Raw genomic sequence first — 20,483 nt, 5'->3', positions numbered from 1 at the left:
TCCGGCGCCCTCCGCGCCGTGGCAGGGGCCGTCGCCGTGCTCCGCCGAGGGTCGGGAACCCCTACAGGTCTAAACCAATTTCCCGGAGGCTCTTGTCACCCGGCCCTCCGGACTGATGAGCTATGGCCGGGACACATACGCACAGAAGACGCCCTGGGAAAGGGAGATGTCGTGAGCAACGAAAGCCTCGCCAACCTGCTCAAGGAAGAGCGGCGGTTCGCGCCGCCCTCCGAGCTGGCCGCGCATGCCAACGTGACCGCGGAGGCGTACGAGCGGGCCGAGGCGGACAGGCTGGGCTTCTGGGCCGAGCAGGCCCGGCGCCTGACCTGGGCCACCGAGCCGACCGAGACGCTCGACTGGTCGAACCCGCCGTTCGCGAAGTGGTTCGCCGACGGCACGCTGAACGTCGCGTACAACTGCGTCGACCGCCATGTCGAGGCCGGCCACGGCGACCGCGTCGCCATCCACTTCGAGGGCGAGCCCGGCGACAGCCGCGCGATCACCTACGCCGAGCTCAAGGACGAGGTGTCGCGGGCCGCCAACGCCCTGACCGAGCTGGGCGTCCGGGCCGGTGACCGGGTCGCGGTGTACATGCCGATGATCCCCGAGGCGGCCGTCGCGATGCTCGCATGCGCCCGCATCGGCGCCGCGCACTCCGTGGTCTTCGGCGGCTTCTCGGCCGACGCCGTCGCCTCGCGCATCCAGGACGCCGACGCCAAGCTCGTCATCACCGCCGACGGCGGCTACCGCCGCGGCAAGCCGTCCGCGCTCAAGCCCGCCATCGACGACGCCGTGGCCCGCTGCCCGCAGGTCGAGCACGTCCTCGTGGTGCGCCGCACCGGCCAGGACACCGCGTTCACCGAGGGCCGCGATGTGTGGTGGCACGACATCGTCGGCCGCCAGTCGGTGGAGCACACGCCCACCGCCTTCGACGCCGAGCACCCGCTGTTCATCCTGTACACGTCCGGTACGACGGGTAAGCCCAAGGGCATCCTGCACACCTCCGGCGGCTACCTCACCCAGGCCGCGTACACCCACCACGCGGTGTTCGACCTGAAGCCCGAGAGCGACGTCTACTGGTGCACCGCCGACATCGGCTGGGTCACCGGGCACTCGTACATCGTCTACGGGCCGCTCGCCAACGGCGCCACCCAGGTCATGTACGAGGGCACCCCGGACAGCCCGCACCAGGGCCGGTTCTGGGAGATCGTGCAGAAGTACGGCGTGAGCATCCTCTACACCGCGCCGACCGCGATCCGCACGTTCATGAAGTGGGGCGACGACATCCCCGCCAAGTTCGACCTGAGCAGTCTGCGGGTCCTCGGGTCGGTCGGTGAGCCGATCAACCCCGAGGCGTGGATGTGGTACCGCAAGCACATCGGCGCCGACACGTGCCCCATCGTGGACACCTGGTGGCAGACCGAGACCGGCGCGATGATGATCTCGCCGCTGCCCGGCGTCACCGAGACCAAGCCGGGCTCCGCCCAGCGCGCGCTGCCCGGCATCGCCGCGACCGTGGTCGACGACGAGGCCCGCGAGGTCCCGGACGGCGGGGGCGGCTACCTCGTCCTGACCGAGCCGTGGCCCTCCATGCTGCGCACCATCTGGGGCGACGACCAGCGGTTCATCGACACGTACTGGTCGCGCTTCGAGGGCAAGTACTTCGCGGGCGACGGCGCCAAGAAGGACGACGACGGCGACATCTGGCTGCTCGGCCGCGTCGACGACGTGATGCTGGTGTCCGGCCACAACATCTCCACCACCGAGGTCGAATCCGCCCTGGTCTCGCACCCCTCGGTCGCCGAAGCCGCCGTCGTCGGCGCCGCCGACGAGACGACCGGGCAGGCCATCGTCGCCTTCGTGATCCTGCGCGGCAGCGCGGCCGAGACCGAGGGCCTGGTCGAGGAGCTGCGCGCACACGTCGGCTCAGCGCTCGGACCGATCGCCAAGCCCAAGCGCGTCCTGCCGGTCGCCGAGCTGCCCAAGACCCGCTCGGGCAAGATCATGCGCCGCCTCCTGCGCGACGTGGCCGAGAACCGTGAGCTGGGCGACGTCACCACGCTGACCGACTCCTCGGTGATGGCGCTCATCCAGACGAAGCTGCCGAGCGCCTCCAGCGAGGACTGAGCGGCAGGAGCACGGCGGGGGCCCGGTCGCAGGCGCGGCCGGGCCCCTGTCGCGCGCCGCGTGTCCGCTCTGCCCCTAAAGTGATGATCACTGGATCCACCCGGACGACGCATCCGACCGTAAGGTTAGGTAATCTAAGCAAAGCGTCAAGGACGCGACAGGAACGTCAGGTGCGCCGGGAAGTCTGGTCGGCAATGTGCTCAGCCATGCCCGCCGAACCGACCGGAGGCCGCCCCCGTGACCGCACCCGCCCCCAGCAACCGCAAGCTCCTCGGCCGCCTGCCGCTCCCCGAGCGCACCTACATCGCCGAGGCACTGCGCGCCGAGACGGTCGGCGGTGTGCTGCTCCTGGTGGCCGCCATCGCCGCCCTGATCTGGGCGAACACCCTGGGCGCGAGCTATGAGTCGGTACGCGGCTTCCACCTCGGCATCGGGGCGCTCGGCCTGGACCTCTCGATCCAGCACTGGGCGGCCGACGGGCTGCTCGCCGTCTTCTTCTTCGTCGCCGGCATCGAACTCAAGCGTGAACTCGTCGCGGGCGAACTGCGCGATCCGAAGGCCGCCGCGCTGCCCGTGATCGCGGCGGTCTGCGGCATGGCCGTGCCCGCGCTCGTCTACACCCTGGTGAACGTCCTCGGGGACGGATCCCTGGGCGGCTGGGCCGTACCGACCGCGACCGACATCGCGTTCGCGCTCGCCGTGCTCGCGGTCATCGGCACATCGCTGCCCTCCGCGCTGCGCGCCTTTCTGCTCACCCTGGCCGTGGTCGACGACCTGTTCGCGATCCTGATCATCGCCGTCTTCTTCACCAGCGACCTCGACTTCGCCGCGCTGGGCGGCGCGGTCCTCGGCCTCGCCGTCTTCTGGCTGCTGCTCAGGAAGGGCGTGCGGGGCTGGTACATCTACGTACCGCTCGCGCTCGTCATCTGGGGGCTGATGTACAACAGCGGCGTCCATGCCACGATCGCCGGCGTCGCGATGGGCCTGATGCTGCGCTGCCACCGCACCGAGGGCGAGGAGCACTCCCCCGGCGAGCACATCGAGCACCTGGTGCGGCCGCTGTCGGCCGGGCTCGCGGTGCCGCTCTTCGCGCTGTTCTCGGCCGGCGTCGGCATCAGCGGCTCCACCCTGGCCGACGTCTTCACCCGTCCCGAGACGCTGGGCGTGGTCCTCGGTCTGGTCGTCGGCAAGGCGCTCGGCATCTTCGGCGGCACCTGGTTCGCCGCCCGCTTCACCCGGGCCGAGCTGAACGAGGGACTGGCCTGGGCCGACGTCTTCGCCGTGGCCTCCCTCGCCGGCATCGGCTTCACGGTCTCGCTCCTGATCGGGGAGCTCGCCTTCGACGGCCAGGAGCAGCTGACCGACGAGGTGAAGGCCGCCGTGCTCGTCGGGTCGCTCACCGCCGCGGTGCTGGCCACCGTGCTGCTCAAGCTGCGGGTGCGCAAGTACCGACAGCTGGTCGACGACGAGGAGCGCGACGACGACCAGGACGGCATCCCCGACATCTACGAGGCGGACAAGCCCGAGTACCACCTGCGGATGGCCGCGATCTACGAGAACAAGGCCGCGGAACACCGCCGGCTTGCGCAACTGGCGGGGGCGGGGCGCGACGACGGCGACAGTCCGGCATGATCTGACCACGGACCTTTTGGTCTTGACCGAACCGTCGGTGATCGACCCGTCGGCAACCGAGAAGAGATGAGGGAGTCAGCGATGAGCGACCCCAGCCACAACGCCGGCAGCGCCGAGCGCAGCCTCGGTCAGCTGGTCGCCTCCGCGACCGCCGAGATGTCGGCCCTGGTGCACGACGAGATCGCGCTGGCCAAGGCGGAGCTGCGCCAGGACGTCAAGCGCGGGGCGATCGGTGGCATCGCCATCAGTACGGCCGGGGTGCTCGCCCTGTTCTCGCTGCCGGTGCTGAGCTTCGCGGCGGCGTACGGCATCCACAACCTGGGGCTCGGGCTCGCCTGGTCGTTCCTCATCGTCGGTGGCGCGTTCCTGCTGCTCGCGGCGCTGCTCGGGGTGCTGGCGGTGACCAAGTTCAAGAAGGTCAAGCCGCCGGAGAAGTCGATCGCCTCGGCCAAGGCGACGGCCGCCACGCTCCAGGGCGTCAAGCCGCACCCGCGCCCGGCCACCATCGAGGTGACGGTCACGGACAGCGGCGCCACTGTGGCACGCTCGTCTGCATGACCGCCCCCGACACCGGCACCGGAAGCCCCGGCGGCACCGGAAGCCCCGTCCGCATCGATGGTCCCTGGACCCATAGGGACGTGGCCGCCAATGGTGCCCGCTTCCACATCGCCGAACTCGGCGACGGGCCGCTGGTGTTGCTGCTGCACGGCTTCCCGCAGTTCTGGTGGACGTGGCGTCATCAGCTGACCGCGCTCGCCGACGCCGGGTACCGGGCCGTCGCGATGGACCTGCGCGGTGTGGGCGGCAGCGACCGCACGCCGCGCGGCTACGACCCGGCCAACCTGGCGCTCGACATCACGGGCGTCGTCCGCTCCCTCGGCGAGCCCGACGCGGCCCTGGTCGGCCACGACCTCGGCGGCTATCTGGCGTGGACGGCCGCCGTGATGCGCCCCAAGCTGGTGCGCCGGCTCGTCGTGTCGTCGATGCCGCACCCGCGCCGCTGGCGCTCGGCGATGCTCGCCGACCACAAGCAGACCGCGGCCGGGTCCTACGTCTGGGGCTTCCAGCGTCCCTGGCTGCCGGAGCGTCAACTGGTCGCCGACGAGGGCGCGTTGGTCGGGCGGCTCGTACGGGACTGGTCGGGTCCGCGCCGTCCCGAGGACGAGGCCGTGGAGACCTACCGGCGGGCCATGTGCATCCCGTCCACGGCGCACTGCTCGATCGAGCCGTACCGCTGGATGGTCCGGTCGATGGCGCGGCCCGACGGCATCCAGTTCAACCGGCGGATGAAGCGCCCGGTGCGGGTGCCGACGCTGCACCTGCACGGCTCCCTCGACCCGGTGATGCGCACCCGCAGCGCCGCGGGATCGGGCGAATACGTCGAAGCCCCGTACCGCTGGCGGCTGTTCGACGGTCTGGGGCACTTCCCGCACGAGGAGGATCCGGTCGCCTTCTCGACCGAACTGGTCAACTGGCTGAAGGATCCGGAACCGGATCGCTGACGCACGGTGGCCCTGGGGGAACGGTTGTCCTACGAACGGCCAAATGCCCGGCGCATAGGCCAATTGGCCCCCGCCGAAGCGGTTACCGACCATGGGCCCCGGGCAGACGTCGGGGTATGGGCTGGACGCACGACTACGGTGATGCAGCACGCAACCGCCGAACGGCCGCAGGGCCGGTCTCGTACGAGAGGGGCGGCCCTCAGGAACAAGGGCTGCCACACGCCTCCCCGGATTCCCGGGAGGTGGGCATTCCGCGCATCCTGCGGCGCCGGGCACGCTGGGTCTCGGCCCGGCTGCGGCACGCGCGGACCTAGGATCGCGGGGCCGGGCCGGCCTGGTCGGTCCTGAGGTAGCCGAGTCCGGGGTGTACGCCCCGGTAGCCGTCCAGGAGCCTGCGGGCGACCTGGACGGAGTCGACCAGCGGGTGCAGCGCGAAGGCCTTCACCGCCGCGCGCGCCGAGCCGCTCGACGCCGCCTCCAGGACGCACCGCTCGACCGCCTTCACCGCGCCGACCAGGCCCGCCTCATGGCCCGTCAGCTGTGAGACGGGCAGCGGGCGCGGCCCCCGCGCGTCGACGCGGCACGGGATCTCGATGACGGCCCGCTCGTCCAGCGCGCGCAGCGACGATCCGTTGCGCACGTTCAGGACGAGCGTGGCCGCCTCGTCGCGCGCGATGGCCCGCATCAGGGCCAGCGCCACGTTCTCGTACCCGCCGGACTCCAGGTCCTCCGCGGCGCGTTCGCCCCCGCCCGAGGCCTTGCGGTTCGCGGACATGTATGTGGCGTCGCGCTCGGCCCGGGTGCGGTCCCAGGCCGCCCACACCGAGGCGTCGGGAACGGTCTCGGCGGTCGCGTAGAAGCGTTCCTGCTGGTCCTTGAGGAAGGCGCCGCGGGTCTGCCCGGCTCGCTGGTAGGCCTCCACCGCCTCGCGGTTGAAGTAGTAGTAGTGCAGGTACTCGTTGGGCACCGAGCCCAGCGAGCGCAGCCACTCCGCGCCGAACAGCCTGCCCTCCTCGAACGAGGTCAGCACCTCGTCGTCCTGCGCGAGCAGGCGCGGCAGCACGTTCTCCCCGCCGTCGTACAGGCCGCGCAGCCAGCCCAGGTGGTTGAGCCCGACGTAGTCGAGGCGCGCCGCGCCGGGGTCGACGCCGGCGGCCCGCGCGACGCGGCGGGCGAGACCCACCGGCGAGTCGCAGATGCCGACCACGCGGTCGCCCAGGTGCTCGGCCATCGCCTCGGTGACCAGGCCGGCCGGGTTGGTGAAGTTGATGACCCAGGCGTCGGGGGCCAGCGCCTTGACGCGGCGGGCGATGTGGGCGGCCACCGGCACGGTGCGCAGCCCGTACGCGATGCCGCCCGCGCCGACCGTCTCCTGGCCCAGCACTCCCTCGGCGAGCGCGATCCGCTCGTCGGCCGCCCGGCCCTCCAGGCCGCCGACGCGGATCGCCGAGAACACGAAGTCGGTGCCGCGCAGCGCCTCGTCGAGGTCGGTGGTGGTGCGCACCGCGGGCGCGTCCTCGATCCCGTACGCCCGGTCCGCGAGGACCCGGCCGATGGCGTGCAGCCGCGCCGCGTCCAGGTCGTGCAGGACCACCTCGGTGACCCGCCCGGGCGCGTGGTCGCGCAGCAGGGCGCCGTACACGAGCGGGACGCGGAAGCCGCCCCCGCCGAGGATCGTCAGTCGCATCGCAGCCTTCTCGTCGGGGGGTCGGAACGTCGTCGTCAGCGGGTCACAGGGCGCACTGCTGGGTGTCGACCTGCTGGCCCGCGGTGCGGCCCTGCTGGATGTCGCTCTGGATCTCGTCGGCGGTCAGCGCGTATCCCGTGTCGGGATCGTCGAGCGACTTGGCGAAGACCACGCCGTACACCTTGCCCTCGGGGGTCAGCAGCGGGCCGCCCGAATTGCCGGGGCGGACCGTGGTGAACAGCGAGTAGACGTCGCGGCGGACTGTGCCGCGGTGGTAGATGTCCGGGCCCTTGGCACTGATCCGGCCGCGGATGCGGGCGGAGCGGACGTCGTAGGGGTGGTCCTCGGGGAAGCCCGCCACGATCGCGCTCTGGCCGGTGCGGGCGTCGGTCGAGGTGAACTGGAGCGGGGGCGCCTTCAGATCGGGCACGTCGAGGACGGCGATGTCGCGGCGCCAGTCGTAGAGCACGACCTTCGCGTCGTAGGTGCGTCCCTGACCGCCTATCTGGATCGTCGGCTCCTCGACCCCGCCCACCACGTGGGCGTTGGTCATCACACGCCGGTCGGCGAAGACGAAGCCGGTGCCTTCGAGGCGCTTGCCGCAACTCGGGGCCATGCCCACGACCTTGACGATGGACTTCTGGGCGGAGGCCGCGACCGGGCTGCCGGCGAGCTTCGGATCGGGCGCCTGGACCTCGGTGATCGACTCGTTGGAGAACGGCGTGAAGACCTGCGGGAAGCCGTTCTGCGCGAGGACCGAGGAGAAGTCGCTGAACCAGGTGGACGCCTGTTGGGGCATCACGTTGGAGACCCCGAGCAGGATCTTGGAGTTGCGGACCTCCTTGCCCAGCGTGGGCAGCGCGGTGCCGGCCAGCGCGGAGCCGATCAGCCAGGCCACGAGCAGCATCGCCACGACGTTGACCAGGGCGCCGCCCGTCGCGTCCAGGGCTCTGGCGGGCGACCAGGTGATGTACCGGCGCAGCTTGTTGCCCAGATGGGTGGTGAAGGCCTGGCCCACCGAGGCGCAGACGATCACCACGACGACCGCGGCGATGGCCGCCGTCGTCGAGACCTGGGACTCGTCGGTCAACTGGTCCCAGATGAGCGGGAGGAGGTACACGGCGATGAGGCCACCGCCGAGGAACCCGATCACCGACAGGATGCCGACGACGAAGCCCTGGCGGTAGCCGACGATCGCGAACCACACGGCGGCGACCAGCAACAGGATGTCCAGCACGTTCACGGGCCCCAGCCTGTCACGCGCGCCAGTCGAGCGGCACCCGCTTGGCTCGGTCCCAGGGGCGCTCCCACCCCGCGAAATGCATGATCCGGTCGATCACACCTGCCGTGAAGCCCCAGACCAGCGCCGATTCGACCAGGAATGCCGGGCCTGCGTGGCCCCGCGGGTGGACGGCCGTGGCGCGGTTGGCCGGATCCGTGAGATCCGCCACGGGCACCGTGAAGACCCGCGCCGTCTCACCGCTGTCGACCGCCCGCACCGGCGTGGGTTCGCGCCACCAGCCGAGCACCGGCGTCACCACGAAACCGCTGACCGGGATGTAGAGCCGGGGCAGTACGCCGAAGAGCTGGACGCCGCCCGGGTCGAGCCCCGTCTCCTCCTCGGCCTCGCGCAGCGCGGCCCGCAGGGGGCCGGTCGTCGCCGGGTCGCCGTCCTCGGGGTCGAGGGCGCCGCCCGGGAAGGACGGCTGGCCGCCGTGCGAGCGCAGCTGGCTCGCCCGCTCCATGAGGAGCAGCTCGGGCCCGCGCGGCCCGTCCCCGAACAGGACCAGCACCGCGGACTGGCGCCCGGCGCCGCTCTCCGGGGGCAGGAACCGGCTCATCTGCTCGGGCGCCACGGAATCGGCGGCCCGCGCGACCGGCACCAGCCAATCGGGCAGCCCGTCGCCGCTGACGACCGGTCCGCCGTCGTCGTCGGCGCCGACCCGCTCGCGCCCGTACCGGTCCACCCCGACGCCCGGCCCGTGCCCGCCCACTCCGCCGGCCGACCCGTGCCCGCTCGGGCCGCCGCTGTGGGCGCGCTCGGCCGCCGCCCGGCCGGCGGTGCGGCCGGGGCCGCCGATTCCGCTCAGATCACCGTCGTAGGTCTCGCTCGTGTGCGTCATCTGCACCCCCGTCGTTCATCGTCCACAACGCCCGTGCCGGTCACATTCGTTCCGGCCGGCCCCGATGTCCGTCTTCCGGGTGACGTCAGCCGGCTCCCAGCGGTGGCGCGGGCAGCCCCGGATAGTCCGGCGGCGGGGACAGCCGCTGGCCGGGGAAGCCGCCCTTCTCGTACTTGAGCAGCTTGCGCGCCTTCTCCGGGTCGGTCTCGCCCTCGCCGTACGACGGGCACAGCGGTGCGATCGGGCAGGCCCCGCAGGCGGGCTTGCGGGCGTGGCAGATGCGGCGGCCGTGGAAGACCACCCGGTGCGAGAGCATCGTCCACTCGCTCTTGGGGAAGATCTCGCAGATCTCCGCCTCGACCTTCTCCGGGTCCTGCTGCTCGGTCCACCCGAACCGGCGCACGAGACGCCCGAAGTGCGTGTCGACGGTGATGCCGGGGACACCGAACGCGTTGCCGAGCACCACGTTCGCCGTCTTGCGCCCGACCCCGGGGAGCTTGACGAGGTCCGCCAGGCGGCCCGGCACCTCGCCGCCGAACTCGTCCCGCAGGGCCGTGGCGAGGCCCATGATCGACTTGGTCTTGGCCCGGAAGAACCCGGTGGGCCGGATGAGCTCCTCCACCGCCTCCGGGTTCGCCGCGGCGAGGTCCTCCGGCGTCGGGTACGCGGCGAACAGGCCCGGGGTCGTCTGGTTGACGCGCAGGTCGGTGGTCTGCGCGGACAGGACCGTGGCGACGAGCAGTTCGAACGGGTTGCGGAAGTCGAGCTCGGGGTGGGCGTACGGGTAGACCTCGGCGAGCTCCCGGTTGATCCGCCGGGCCCGCCGCACCATGGCGACCCGCGACTCGCCCCGGGCCGAGACCTTCGCGGCGGGGACGGGCGTCACGGAACCGGTCTCCTTGGCGGCGCCCTTCTTGGCAGCGGCACCCTTCGTACCGGGGCCCGCCTTGGCGGCAGCGCCCTTCTTGGCGGGGCCTGCCGGGGCGCCGGCCTTCTTCGCCGGGCCGGCCTTCCCGGAACCGGCCTCCGCGGCGGCAGCCTTCTTCGCCGGGCCGGCCTTGGCGGCGGCGGCCTTCTTCGCGGAGCCGGCCTTGGCGGCAGCGGCCTTCTTCGCAGCGGCCCCCGTCGTGGCGGCGGCCTTCCCGGCCGGACGGGCCTGCGCGGGGGCGGCCCCCTCCGCGGGGCCCGCCTCCGCAGAGGCCCCCTTCTTCACCGGACCAGCCTCCGCAGAGGCAACCTTCTTCGCGGGCTTCACAGCGGCTGACCTCTTGGTGGTGGGCTTCGGCACGGCGGACTTCTTGACGGCTGCCCGGCGGGCCCCGGAGCTAACGGCGCCCGCGTCCCCGCCGACAGCGCTCCCCGGCGCGCCCGTACCCCCGGCGGGCTCCGGCGAGGCGGCGGCCCGGGTGGCCCGCGGCGCCCTCTTCGCGGAGACTTTCGGCGTGGACGCGGGCTGTTCGCCCACAGCGGAATCGATCTCTGCGGACACTCTTCCAGCCCCCCTGGCCTGCGCTCTCACCGGCGAATTGGACACTCGGCCAGCCTAGAGCCCGGCACCGACATCCGCCCCGGCCACCGCGAATCACGGCCCCAATCGGCCCCCTGACTCACGGTCCGGCACTCCAGTACGTCATCCTGTGATTGATCGCACTGTTTATACCGTCCGGCAAAATGGGGAACTGGATCCCCTGATACCGGTCACAAGGAGAGATTCGTGGACGACGTTCTGCGGCGCGCCCCGCTCTTCGCGGCGCTCGATGACGAGCAGGCCGCGGAGCTGCGCGCCTCGATGAGTGAAGTGACGCTCGCCCGCGGCGACGCGCTCTTCCACGAGGGAGACCCGGGTGACCGCCTGTACGTGGTCACCGAGGGCAAGGTGAAGCTGCACCGCACCTCGCCCGACGGCCGCGAGAACATGCTGGCGGTCCTCGGTCCGGGCGAGCTCATCGGTGAGCTGTCCCTGTTCGACCCGGGCCCGCGCACCGCGACGGCCACCGCGCTGACCGAGGTCAAGCTGCTCGGCCTCGGCCACGGTGACCTCCAGCCCTGGCTCAACGCCCGCCCCGAGGTGGCAACGGCGCTGCTGCGCGCGGTCGCCCGCCGCCTGCGCAAGACCAACGACCAGATGTCCGACCTGGTCTTCTCCGACGTGCCGGGCCGTGTCGCCCGTGCGCTCCTCGACCTGTCGCGCCGCTTCGGCGTGCAGTCCGAGGAGGGCATCCACGTCGTGCACGACCTGACGCAGGAGGAGCTGGCCCAGCTGGTCGGCGCGTCCCGCGAGACGGTCAACAAGGCGCTCGCCGACTTCGCCCAGCGCGGCTGGCTGCGCCTGGAGGCCCGCGCGGTCATCCTGCTGGACGTGGAGCGCCTGGCGAAGCGCTCGCGCTGATCCACCGGCCCGCGAGGGCCACGGCGGCCCGCCCGCCTGTGACACGCCCGAGGGGCCGGTCTCCTACAAGACCGGCCCCTCGGGCGTACGCGCGTGCCGGCCCCCGCGGCCCGGGCCGGATCCGAAAGACACGCCCCAAGGCCCAACTGCCGCCCCCGGACGGTCAGATGAGCCCGTGCTCCGTCAGGTACTCCAGCTGCGCCCGCACCGAGAGTTCGGCGGCCGGCCACAGCGAGGGGTCGACGTCCGCGTAGACCCGGGCCACCACGTCGGCCGCCGTACGGAGGCCGTTCTCCACCGCCGTCTCCACCTGGGCGAGCCGGTGGGCGCGGTGGGCCAGGTAGAACTCGACGGCGCCCTGGGCGTCGTCGAGGACCGGGCCGTGGCCCGGCAGCACCGTGTGCACCCCGTCGTCGACGGTCAGCGAGCGCAGCCGGCGCAGCGAGTCGAGGTAGTCGCCGAGGCGCCCGTCGGGGTGGGCCACCACGGTCGTGCCGCGCCCGAGCACCGTGTCGCCGGTCAGGACCGCCCGGTCGGCCGGCAGGTGGAAGCAGAGCGAGTCGCCGGTGTGGCCCGGGGTCGGCACCACCCGCAGCTCAAGGCCGCCGGTCGTGATGACGTCGCCCGGGGCCAGGCCCTCGTCGCCCAGCCGCAGCGCGGGGTCGAGGGCGCGCACCGGGCTGCGGGTCAGCTCGGCGAAGCGGGCCGCGCCCTCGGCGTGGTCGGGGTGTCCGTGCGTGAGCAGGGTCAGCGCGATGCGCCGGCCCGCCTTCTCGGCGGTGGCGATCACATGGGACAGGTGCCCGTCGTCGAGCGGGCCCGGGTCGATGACGACGGCGAGGTCGGAGCCGGGCTCGGCGACGATCCAGGTGTTCGTGCCGTCCAGGGTCATCGCGGACGGGTTGGGCGCGAGGACGTTGGTCGCGCGGGCGGTCGCCGGGCCCGGGAGGACCCCGCCGCGCGGCTGCCCGGGAAGAGCTGCTGCCTCACTCATACGGCGTCTCCAGGGGTGGCGGGGCCGGTGCTGGGCGGAAGGGGCGGCCCGTCACGGCCGGCCCCCGGCCGGGATGTGCTTGGTGAACTCGTCGTGGCCCGGCCAGCTCAGGACGAGTTCGCCGTCCTCGCCCAGGCGGGCCCGGGCGAGGACGGGGGTCAGATCGCGCCCGGCCGCCGCCGTGAGCGCCTCGGCGGCCGTCGCGTACGGCAGGAGGTCGCGCAGGGTGGAGATGGTCGGCGGCATCATCAGGAGCTCGCCCCGGTCGTAGCCGGCGGCGGCTTCGGCGGGGCGGATCCAGACCGTGCGGTCGGCCTCGGTCGAGGCGTTGCGGGTGACCTGGCCCTCGGGGAGCGCGGCCACGAAGAACCAGGTGTCGTAGCGCCGGGGCTCGAACTCGGGGGTGATCCAGCGCGCCCAGGCACCCAGCAGGTCGGAGCGGAGCACCAGGCCGCGCCGGTCGAGGAACTCGGCGAAGCTGAGGCCGCGGCTCACCAGGGCCTGGCGGTCGGCCTCCCAGTCGTCGCCGGTGGTGTCGCCGACGACGGTGTCCGCGTCGGGCCCGGCGAGCAGGACGCCCGCCTCCTCGTACGTCTCGCGCACCGCAGCACAGACGATGGCCTGGGCGGAGGCGGGGTCGGTGCCGAGCCGGGCGGCCCAGGTCTCGCGGCCCGGGCCCGCCCAGCGCAGCGCGGAGTCCTCGGCGTCGCGCGGGTCCACGCCGCCGCCCGGGTAGGCGTAGGCACCGCCGGCGAAGGCCATGGAGGTGCGGCGGCGCAGCATGTGGACGCTGGGGCCGCCGGCGTCCGGGCCCGCCGCGTCCCGCAGCAGCATCACGGTCGAGGCGCGGCGCGGCTCGACGGCGGTGAGCTCGCCTGCGGCGAGGGCGCGGATGCGGTCCGGCCATTCCGGCGGATACCACTGACCATGGGGCATGGGCGGATGCTACGGGGTGACGTGCGGATGTTCGAGGGGGTGTGTGTAGGTGACATCCCTTTGACACACGCGGCGCGGCACGCCACGGCCCATGCCACGGGGGGCCGGCCCGTACGGATACGGACCGGCCCCCCGTGGGCGGACGGCGGGGCTCAGCCCTCGATCTCGACCTGGATCTCGACCTCGACGGGCGCGTCCAGCGGCAGCACGGCGACGCCGACGGCGCTGCGGGCGTGCACGCCCTTGTCGCCGAGGACCGCGCCGAGGAGCTCACTGGCACCGTTGATGACACCGGGCTGGCCGGTGAAGTCGGGCGCGGAGGCCACGAAGCCGACGACCTTCACGACGCGTGCGACGCGGTCCAGGTCACCGACGACGGACTTCACCGCGGCGAGCGCGTTCAGGGCGCAGGTGGCGGCCAGTTCCTTGGCCTCCTCCGGCGTCACCTCGCCGCCGACCTTGCCGGTGACCGGCAGCTTGCCCTCCACCATGGGCAACTGGCCCGCGGTGTACACGTACGCCCCGGAGCGCACGGCCGGCTGGTAGGCGGCGAGCGGCGGCACCACCGAGGGCAGGGTCAGGCCGAGTTCGGCCAGCTTGGCCTCGACGGCGCTCATGCCTTCGCCCGCTTCAGGTAGGCCACGAGCTGCTCGGGGTTGTTCGGCCCGGGAACGACCTGGACCAGCTCCCAGCCGTCCTCGCCCCAGGTGTCCAGAATCTGCTTGGTCGCGTGCACGAGAAGGGGCACGGTCGCGTATTCCCACTTGGTCATGGGCCCGACTGTAGCCGCTGGCCGCCGCCCCCTGGCGCGGGCGCCTTACCCGGACCACATGCGTAGGCCGTGGGCGGACTGGTTAGGCTCGAAGGTGTGAGCAGGCTCCAGGTCGTCAGCGGCAAGGGCGGTACCGGCAAGACCACGGTCGCCGCAGCACTCGCGCTCGCCCTCGCGACGGAGGGCAGGCGCACGCTCCTCGTCGAGGTCGAGGGCAGACAGGGCATCGCGCAGCTCTTCGAGACGGAGGCCTTTCCGTACGAGGAGCGCAAGATCGCGGTCGCGCCCGGTGGCGGGGAGGTGTACGCGCTGGCCATCGACGCCGAGCGGGCCCTGCTCGACTACCTCCAGATGTTCTACAAACTCGGCGGAGCGGGGCGGGCCCTGAAGAAGCTCGGCGCGATCGACTTCGCCACCACCATCGCGCCCGGCGTGCGGGACGTGCTGCTGACCGGCAAGGCGTGCGAGGCGGTGCGCCGCAAGAACAAGCAGGGCGCGTACGCGTACGACTACGTCGTGATGGACGCCCCGCCCACCGGCCGCATCACCCGCTTCCTGAACGTGAACGACGAGGTGGCGGGCCTGGCGAAGATCGGCCCGATACACAATCAGGCGCAGGCGGTCATGCGCGTCCTCAAGTCCCCCGAAACAGCGGTGCACTTGGTGACCCTCCTGGAGGAGATGCCGGTCCAGGAGACCGTGGACGGCATCGCCGAGCTGCGGGGCGCCGAGCTGCCGACGGGCCGGGTCATCGTGAACATGGTCCGTCCGCGCCTGCTGGACGGGGCGGCGGTGCGCACGGTGACCGGGGACCGGCGCAAGGAGGTCGCCAGGACGCTGACGCGGGCCGGGGTGACGGGTTCGGCGAAGCTGGTGACCCCGCTCCTGGAGCAGGCCGCCGAGCACGCCGCGCGGGTGGAGCTGGAGCGCGAACAGCGGTCGGTCCTGGACGAGTTGGGGCTGCCGACGCACGAACTGCCGCTGATCGGCGAGGGAATGGACCTGGCCGGGCTGTACCGCCTGGCGACGGAACTGCGCAAGCTCGGGGTGGGTGAGTGACGTTGGACGCGGCCGGGGCACTGGCGATCGATCCGCTGCTCGACGATCCGGGGACACGCATCGTCGTGTGCTGCGGCTCGGGCGGCGTGGGCAAGACAACCACCGCCGCGGCACTGGGAGTTCGGGCCGCCGAGCGGGGCCGCAGGGTCGTGGTCCTGACCATCGACCCGGCGCGCCGACTGGCCCAGTCCATGGGCATCGACTCGCTCGACAACACCCCGCGCCGGGTCAAGGACGTCGAGGGCGAGGGCGAACTGCACGCCATGATGCTCGACATGAAGCGGACCTTCGACGAGATCGTCGAGGCGCACGCGGATCCGGAGCGCGCCAAGGCGATCCTGACGAACCCCTTCTACCAGTCCCTGTCGGCCGGCTTCGCGGGCACGCAGGAGTACATGGCGATGGAGAAGCTGGGCCAGCTGCGGGCCCGGGACGAGTGGGACCTCATCGTGGTCGACACCCCGCCGTCGCGTTCCGCGCTGGACTTCCTGGACGCCCCGAAGCGGCTCGGGTCCTTCCTCGACGGCACGTTCATCAAGCTGCTCATGGCCCCCGCGAAGATGGGCGGCCGGGCCGGGATGAAGTTCCTCAATGTCGGCATGTCGATGATGACCGGCACGCTCGGCAAGCTGCTCGGCGGACCGTTCCTGCACGACGTGCAGACCTTCGTCGCGGCCATGGACACCATGTTCGGCGGCTTCCGGACCAGGGCGGACGCCACCTACCGGCTGTTGCAGGCGCCGGGCACCGCGTTCCTGGTGGTGGCCGCGCCCGAGCGGGACGCGCTGCGCGAGGCCGCGTACTTCGTGGAGCGTCTGGCCGCCGACGACATGCCGCTGGCCGGGCTCGTCCTGAACCGGGTGCACGGCAGTGCCGCGGCCCGTCTCTCGGCCGAGCGGGCTCTCGCGGCGGCGGAGAGCCTGGAGGAGGATCCGGCGGAGTACGCCGCCCGGGGCCTCGCTGAGGGGCCGCAGGAAAATCTTGACGAGCCCGGCATTGTGGATCAGAAGCCCGGGAAAGCTGGACACCGTGGCCCCGGCGCCCCCTCTCCCGAAGCCGAGGCCGGCATCGACACCGCAGTCGCCACCAACGCCGACACCGACATCGACGCGGGCACGCACGTCGACACCGACGCGGGCACCGACCCGAACCCGGACGTCGACACCGAGGAATCAGTACAGCGGCTGACCGCAGGGCTGCTGCGGCTGCATGCCGAGCGGATGCAGGTGCTCGCGCGTGAACAGCGGACGCGCGACCGTTTCACCGCTCTGCACCCCGAGGTCAGGGTCACCGAAGTGGCCGCCCTGCCCGGCGATGTGCACGACCTCACGGGGCTGCGGACCATCGGGGAACGGCTCGCGGCCGGTGGATCCCCGGCCGGAGCTTCCTGAACCGTCGCACGGTACCGACCCACCGGCGCCGTCCCGTCCCACCGGCACCTCGGTCCACCGGCGCCCTCTTGTCCCCCGGGCGCCCGCGGCCCCGTCAGCCCACCGCCGCGAACGCCTCGTCCCCGAAGGAGTGCGGGTAGTCGTACTCCGACTCCTCCTCCGCGCACACGGGCAGGATCCCCGTGCTGCGCTCGTACTCGGTGCGCGCGGTTTCGAGGAGGCGGTGCCACGAGGTGACGGTGGGACGCCTGCGCAAAAGGGCGCGCCGCTCCCGTTCCGTCATTCCGCCCCACACGCCGAACTCGACGCGGTTGTCGAGCGCATCCGCCAGGCACTCCGTACGCACCGGACATCCGGTGCACACCGCCTTGGCCCTGTTCTGCGCTGCGCCTTGTACAAACAGTTCGTCCGGATCGGTAGTGCGGCAGGCTGCCTGCGCACTCCAGTCGGTTACCCAGCCCATGCCGGCGCCGTCCTCTCCCGAATCGAGGCTCCCCCACGGCGGCAGCGGCATATTCACCGCTGCCAGTTGAGGACGTTACGGAAGGTAGGGACAGCGCAACACCCCCGTCGGGCCCAATCTTGAATGGCCCGAACGGACTATGCGTACGCAGCAGATCACCCAACGGAGTGAGCCGAGGACATGCGCGACACATCCGGAATATCCGGACGTATCAGTTGAGCCAGAACGGACGTCAGGTGACGCATGAGGCGGAAACGGACGCCAACCGGGTTGTTTCCTGCCGGATTCGGGGACGGCGGAACACTTCCACGCGCGGCCGGGGACTTGATGCACAGCCGCACTGCTGTGACAGTTGAGAGCAGCTTAGGCCAGAGCCTTCACCCGTGTCCGGCGATTGAGAACGTAGGCTGCCCCCATGGCAAAGAAGCGATCGGGCGGCGGCCTGACCGGGTCCCAGCAGGCAGCCAAGTTCCTCGGCGTCAGTGTGTTGGCGGGTGCCGTGCTCGCGGGGATCGCCCTGCCGGCGGCCGGCGCGCTGGGGCTCGCGGCCAAGGGCACGGTCGAGGGCTTCGACGAGATCCCGGCCAATCTGAAGACCCCGCCGCTGAGCCAGCGCACCACGGTCCTGGACAGCAAGGGCGGCACGATCGCCCAGGTCTACTCGCGCGACCGCACGGTGGTGCCGCTCGCCGACATCTCGCCCTACATGCAGAAGGCGATCGTCGCGATCGAGGACTCGCGCTTCTACGAGCACGGCGCGATCGACCTCAAGGGCGTCCTGCGCGCGATGAACAAGAACGCGACCAGCGGCGGTGTCGCCCAGGGCGCGTCCACGCTCACCCAGCAGTACGTGAAGAACGTCTTCGTCGAGGAGGCCGGCGACGACCCGGACAAGGTCGCCGAGGCCACTCAGCAGACGATCGGCCGCAAGGTCAAGGAGCTGAAGTACGCGATCCAGGTCGAGGAGGAGCTCGGCAAGAAGAAGATCCTGGAGAACTACCTCAACATCACGTTCTTCGGGCAGCAGGCCTACGGCATCGAGGCCGCGGCCAAGCGCTACTTCTCCAAGTCGGCCAAGGACCTCACCCTGGACGAGTCGGCGATGCTCGCCGGCATCGTGCAGTCGCCCAGCCGGTACGACCCCGTCAACGACGCGCAGGAGTCCAAGAAGCGCCGCAACACGGTGCTCCAGCGGATGGCCGACATGAAGGACATCTCGCAGGCCGAGGCCGACAAGGCCAAGCAGGCGCCGATCAAGCTGCAGGTGAGCAAGCCGAAGAACGGCTGCATCACCGCGGTCGACGGCGCGGGCTTCTTCTGCGACTACGTGCGCGAGGTCTTCCTGTCCGACCCGGTCTTCGGCAAGACCAAGGAGGAGCGGGCCAAGCTGTGGAACCAGGGCGGGCTCACCGTCCAGACCACGCTCGACCCGCAGGCCCAGAAGTCGACCCAGGAGTCGATCAAGAGCCACGTCTACCAGAAGGACAGCGTCGCGACCGCCGTCACGCTGGTGCAGCCCGGCAGCGGCAAGATCCTCGCCATGGGCCAGTCGAAGCCGTACGGCTTCGGCGACAACGAGACGCAGATCAACTTCTCGGTCAACCGCCAGATGGGCGGCTCCAATTACGGCTTCCCGGTCGGCTCGACCTTCAAGCCGTTCCTGGCCGCGGCCGCCATCGAGGGCGGCAAGCCGCCGACCCAGCAGTACCCCTCGCCGTACGAGATGGACTACCCCGCCTCCGTCCAGACGTGCAGCGGCAAGCCGTGGGTGAACGACCCCAAGCACCCGGCGCACCTGGAGAACGAGAACGAGTCCGAGGTCGGACCGTTCGCGCTCAAGGACGCGATGGCCAAGTCGGTCAACACCTACTTCGTGCAGATGCTCGGCGACATCGGCATGTGCCCCGTCTCGCAGATGACGGACAAGCTGAATGTCCGTCAGGGCAACGGCGAGAAGCTGCCCCTGGTGCCCTCGGCGCTCACCCTCGGCTCAACCGGCATCTCGCCCCTGACGATGGCCTCCGCGTACGCGGCCTTCGCCAACCGGGGCACGTACTGCAGCCCGATCGCCATCGAGTCCATCAAGAAGGCCGACGGCTCGTCGGTGCCGGTCCCCAAGACGGCCTGCTCGCAGGCGATGTCGCAGAGCACCGCGGACAGCGTCAACACCCTGCTGCGCGGCGTGGTCGACTCCGGTACGGGTTCCGAGGCCGGCCTCAAGGACCGTGACAACGCGGGCAAGACCGGTACCACCGACGCCCGCAAGAACGCCTGGTTCGTCGGTTACACCTCGAACCTGTCGGCCGCGGTGTGGGTCGGCAGCCCGTCGCAGCGCGTGGAGATGAACAACATCACCATCGGCGGGCAGTTCCAGGAGCAGGTGTACGGCGGTCAGGTCCCGGGTCCGATCTGGCGCGACGCCATGACCGGCGCGCTCCAGGGCCAGAGTTCGCCGCCCTTCGTGAGCGTCAACATCCCCGACGCGGGCGGCCAGAAGCCGCCCGCCGACCCGGCGACGGCCGGGGCGCCGGGCAACACCACCGACAAGGGCAAGAACAAGGGCAAGCACAAGCCGAAGCCGGGCGGCGACAACAAGCCCCCGAGCCAGGGCGGGAACGACCCGTTCCCGGGGATCTCGCTGCCGCCGGGTGTGGTGGGCGGCGACAACGGGGCGTGGCCGCCGCGGTAGCCCCGTCCGCACGGGCCGAACACAAGGGGGCGCCCCGGGGATCGGATCCCTGGGGCGCCCCTTTGTGCGGAGTGATTCGGCGAGGCCCGGCGGGCTTGGCGCCGGGCGGGGCTTGGCGCCGGGCTCGGCCCGCTGGGCCGGGTGGGGCTTGGCGCCGGGCTCGGCCGGCTGGGCGGCCGGGTTCCGCGTGAGCGGGGTCAGCCGGCCAGGCGCTGCTTGACCGCTGCCGCGACGCGCCCACCGTCGGCGAGGCCGGCCACCTTCGGGTTCACGATCTTCATGACGGCGCCCATGGCGCGCGGCCCCTCGGCCCCGGCGGCCCGGGCCTGCTCGACCGCCTCGGCGACGATGCCCGCGAGCTCGTCGTCGGAGAGCTGCTTGGGCAGGTACGCGTCGAGGATCTCGCCCTCGGCCAGCTCGCGCGCGGCGGACTCGGCACGGCCACCCTTGTCGAAGGCCTCGGCGGCCTCGCGGCGCTTCTTCGCCTCCTTGGCGATCACCTTGAGCACCTCGTCGTCGGAGAGCTCGCGCGCGGACGTACCGGCGACCTCTTCCTTGGCGACGGCGGTGAGGGTCAGCCGGAGCGTGGACGAGCGCAGCTCGTCGCGCGCCTTCATGGCGGTGGTGAGGTCGTCCTTGAGTCGGGCCTTGAGCGTGGTCATGTGCCCAGTGTGTCAGGTGCGGTGGGCCGCCCGCCCGCCGATTAATGCCGTCGCGGC

The 20,483-nt window shown here is 71.8% G+C and carries 19 protein-coding genes; 9 read left to right on the top strand and 10 right to left on the bottom strand.

From position 1 onward, the window contains the following. Positions 1-171: 171 nt before the first annotated feature. The 5 genes from acs to ACGF3I_RS19785 all read left to right on the top strand — a co-directional run bounded on the left by acs (position 172) and on the right by ACGF3I_RS19785 (position 5,575). Entirely contained in the window at positions 172-2,127 is a 1,956-nt protein-coding gene (gene acs, locus ACGF3I_RS19805) for an acetate--CoA ligase (protein WP_393133735.1), read from the top strand. Positions 2,128-2,364: 237 nt separating this feature from the next. Further along, positions 2,365-3,759 carry a Na+/H+ antiporter NhaA gene (gene nhaA, locus ACGF3I_RS19800; RefSeq protein WP_393133733.1) on the top strand — a complete coding sequence of 465 codons (1,395 nt, stop codon included), beginning with the start codon at positions 2,365-2,367 and terminating at the stop codon, positions 3,757-3,759. A gap of 81 nt (positions 3,760-3,840) precedes the next feature. After that, complete coding sequence (locus tag ACGF3I_RS19795; protein WP_393133731.1) at positions 3,841-4,317, top strand: phage holin family protein; 477 nt, start codon at positions 3,841-3,843, stop codon at positions 4,315-4,317. Next, on the top strand, positions 4,314-5,261 hold the full coding sequence (locus ACGF3I_RS19790; protein WP_393133729.1) for an alpha/beta fold hydrolase: 948 nt from the start codon (positions 4,314-4,316) through the stop codon (positions 5,259-5,261). The genes ACGF3I_RS19795 and ACGF3I_RS19790 overlap by 4 nt, the downstream gene beginning before the upstream one ends. A gap of 116 nt (positions 5,262-5,377) precedes the next feature. After that, positions 5,378-5,575: a hypothetical protein gene (locus ACGF3I_RS19785; RefSeq protein ID WP_393133727.1), complete on the top strand. Its 198-nt coding sequence runs from the start codon at positions 5,378-5,380 to the stop codon at positions 5,573-5,575. Here the strand turns inward: ACGF3I_RS19785 and ACGF3I_RS19780 are convergent. The 4 genes from ACGF3I_RS19780 to nth all read right to left on the bottom strand — a co-directional run bounded on the left by ACGF3I_RS19780 (position 5,572) and on the right by nth (position 10,284). Beyond that, the gene (locus ACGF3I_RS19780; protein ID WP_393133725.1) at positions 5,572-6,948 is read right to left on the bottom strand and encodes a 6-phospho-beta-glucosidase; all 1,377 of its coding nucleotides are present in this window, start codon (positions 6,946-6,948) and stop codon (positions 5,572-5,574) included. The two genes, ACGF3I_RS19785 and ACGF3I_RS19780, sit on opposite strands and share 4 nt — an antisense overlap. Before the next feature lie 43 nt (positions 6,949-6,991). Further along, a complete protein-coding gene (locus tag ACGF3I_RS19775) occupies positions 6,992-8,191 on the bottom strand; it encodes a MarP family serine protease (protein ID WP_393133723.1) in 1,200 nt (399 codons plus the stop codon). Positions 8,192-8,204: 13 nt separating this feature from the next. Continuing rightward, positions 8,205-9,071, bottom strand: coding sequence for an NUDIX hydrolase (locus ACGF3I_RS19770; protein WP_393133721.1), 867 nt, complete (start codon positions 9,069-9,071; stop codon positions 8,205-8,207). 85 nt (positions 9,072-9,156) lie between these two features. Beyond that, the gene (nth, locus tag ACGF3I_RS19765) at positions 9,157-10,284 is read right to left on the bottom strand and encodes an endonuclease III (RefSeq protein WP_393133719.1); all 1,128 of its coding nucleotides are present in this window, start codon (positions 10,282-10,284) and stop codon (positions 9,157-9,159) included. A gap of 501 nt (positions 10,285-10,785) precedes the next feature. Here nth and ACGF3I_RS19760 point away from each other — a divergent pair. Next, positions 10,786-11,460 (top strand): Crp/Fnr family transcriptional regulator, encoded by a 675-nt coding sequence (locus tag ACGF3I_RS19760; RefSeq protein ID WP_017947815.1) that lies wholly within the window; start codon positions 10,786-10,788, stop codon positions 11,458-11,460. A 163-nt stretch (positions 11,461-11,623) separates the two neighbouring features. On the opposite strand, the gene ACGF3I_RS19755 is transcribed toward ACGF3I_RS19760, so the two are convergent. The 4 genes from ACGF3I_RS19755 to ACGF3I_RS19740 form a co-directional block, all read right to left on the bottom strand. Further along, a complete protein-coding gene (locus tag ACGF3I_RS19755; protein ID WP_393133717.1) occupies positions 11,624-12,454 on the bottom strand; it encodes an MBL fold metallo-hydrolase in 831 nt (276 codons plus the stop codon). 51 nt (positions 12,455-12,505) lie between these two features. Further along, positions 12,506-13,390, bottom strand: coding sequence for an NUDIX hydrolase (locus tag ACGF3I_RS19750; protein ID WP_393133715.1), 885 nt, complete (start codon positions 13,388-13,390; stop codon positions 12,506-12,508). Positions 13,391-13,542: 152 nt separating this feature from the next. Beyond that, on the bottom strand, positions 13,543-14,007 hold the full coding sequence (locus ACGF3I_RS19745; RefSeq protein WP_393133713.1) for a RidA family protein: 465 nt from the start codon (positions 14,005-14,007) through the stop codon (positions 13,543-13,545). Next, positions 14,004-14,162, bottom strand: a complete 159-nt coding sequence (locus tag ACGF3I_RS19740; protein ID WP_020129281.1) for a DUF4177 domain-containing protein — start codon at positions 14,160-14,162, stop codon at positions 14,004-14,006. Before ACGF3I_RS19740 ends, ACGF3I_RS19745 begins: the two co-directional genes overlap by 4 nt. Before the next feature lie 96 nt (positions 14,163-14,258). On the opposite strand from ACGF3I_RS19740, the gene ACGF3I_RS19735 reads away from it, so the two are divergent. Both ACGF3I_RS19735 and ACGF3I_RS19730 read left to right on the top strand, forming a co-directional pair. Beyond that, positions 14,259-15,221 (top strand): ArsA family ATPase, encoded by a 963-nt coding sequence (locus tag ACGF3I_RS19735; RefSeq protein ID WP_393133711.1) that lies wholly within the window; start codon positions 14,259-14,261, stop codon positions 15,219-15,221. Further along, a complete protein-coding gene (locus tag ACGF3I_RS19730; protein WP_393133709.1) occupies positions 15,218-16,612 on the top strand; it encodes an ArsA family ATPase in 1,395 nt (464 codons plus the stop codon). Before ACGF3I_RS19735 ends, ACGF3I_RS19730 begins: the two co-directional genes overlap by 4 nt. A 94-nt stretch (positions 16,613-16,706) precedes the next feature. Here ACGF3I_RS19730 and ACGF3I_RS19725 read toward each other — a convergent pair whose 3' ends face one another. Then, complete coding sequence (locus tag ACGF3I_RS19725; RefSeq protein WP_393133707.1) at positions 16,707-17,075, bottom strand: WhiB family transcriptional regulator; 369 nt, start codon at positions 17,073-17,075, stop codon at positions 16,707-16,709. A 415-nt stretch (positions 17,076-17,490) separates the two neighbouring features. Between ACGF3I_RS19725 and ACGF3I_RS19720 the strand changes: the two genes are divergently transcribed. Continuing rightward, positions 17,491-19,764: a transglycosylase domain-containing protein gene (locus tag ACGF3I_RS19720; protein WP_393133705.1), complete on the top strand. Its 2,274-nt coding sequence runs from the start codon at positions 17,491-17,493 to the stop codon at positions 19,762-19,764. 197 nt (positions 19,765-19,961) lie between these two features. On the opposite strand, the gene ACGF3I_RS19715 is transcribed toward ACGF3I_RS19720, so the two are convergent. Beyond that, a complete protein-coding gene (locus tag ACGF3I_RS19715) occupies positions 19,962-20,426 on the bottom strand; it encodes a GatB/YqeY domain-containing protein (RefSeq protein ID WP_393133703.1) in 465 nt (154 codons plus the stop codon). Positions 20,427-20,483 lie beyond the last annotated feature (57 nt).

Source organism: Streptomyces sp. NPDC048111 (genome assembly GCF_043202815.1).
In the GTDB taxonomy this organism is placed as follows: Bacteria; Actinomycetota; Actinomycetes; order Streptomycetales; family Streptomycetaceae; genus Streptomyces.
The sequence above is the reverse complement of the archived record's forward strand: the minus strand, read 5'-3'. Positions and strand labels throughout refer to the sequence as shown.

Coding starts and splice junctions, on each gene's coding strand:
- ACGF3I_RS19785 (WP_393133727.1), top strand. CDS start 5,378: ATGGGCTGGACGCACGACTACGGTGATGCAGCACGCAACCGCCGAACG.
- ACGF3I_RS19780 (WP_393133725.1), bottom strand. CDS start 6,948: ATGCGACTGACGATCCTCGGCGGGGGCGGCTTCCGCGTCCCGCTCGTG.
- ACGF3I_RS19770 (WP_393133721.1), bottom strand. CDS start 9,071: ATGACGCACACGAGCGAGACCTACGACGGTGATCTGAGCGGAATCGGC.
- ACGF3I_RS19755 (WP_393133717.1), bottom strand. CDS start 12,454: ATGAGTGAGGCAGCAGCTCTTCCCGGGCAGCCGCGCGGCGGGGTCCTC.
- ACGF3I_RS19725 (WP_393133707.1), bottom strand. CDS start 17,075: ATGGGCTGGGTAACCGACTGGAGTGCGCAGGCAGCCTGCCGCACTACC.
- ACGF3I_RS19740 (WP_020129281.1), bottom strand. CDS start 14,162: ATGACCAAGTGGGAATACGCGACCGTGCCCCTTCTCGTGCACGCGACC.
- ACGF3I_RS19720 (WP_393133705.1), top strand. CDS start 17,491: ATGGCAAAGAAGCGATCGGGCGGCGGCCTGACCGGGTCCCAGCAGGCA.
- ACGF3I_RS19715 (WP_393133703.1), bottom strand. CDS start 20,426: ATGACCACGCTCAAGGCCCGACTCAAGGACGACCTCACCACCGCCATG.
- ACGF3I_RS19745 (WP_393133713.1), bottom strand. CDS start 14,007: ATGAGCGCCGTCGAGGCCAAGCTGGCCGAACTCGGCCTGACCCTGCCC.
- ACGF3I_RS19790 (WP_393133729.1), top strand. CDS start 4,314: ATGACCGCCCCCGACACCGGCACCGGAAGCCCCGGCGGCACCGGAAGC.
- ACGF3I_RS19750 (WP_393133715.1), bottom strand. CDS start 13,390: ATGCCCCATGGTCAGTGGTATCCGCCGGAATGGCCGGACCGCATCCGC.
- ACGF3I_RS19795 (WP_393133731.1), top strand. CDS start 3,841: ATGAGCGACCCCAGCCACAACGCCGGCAGCGCCGAGCGCAGCCTCGGT.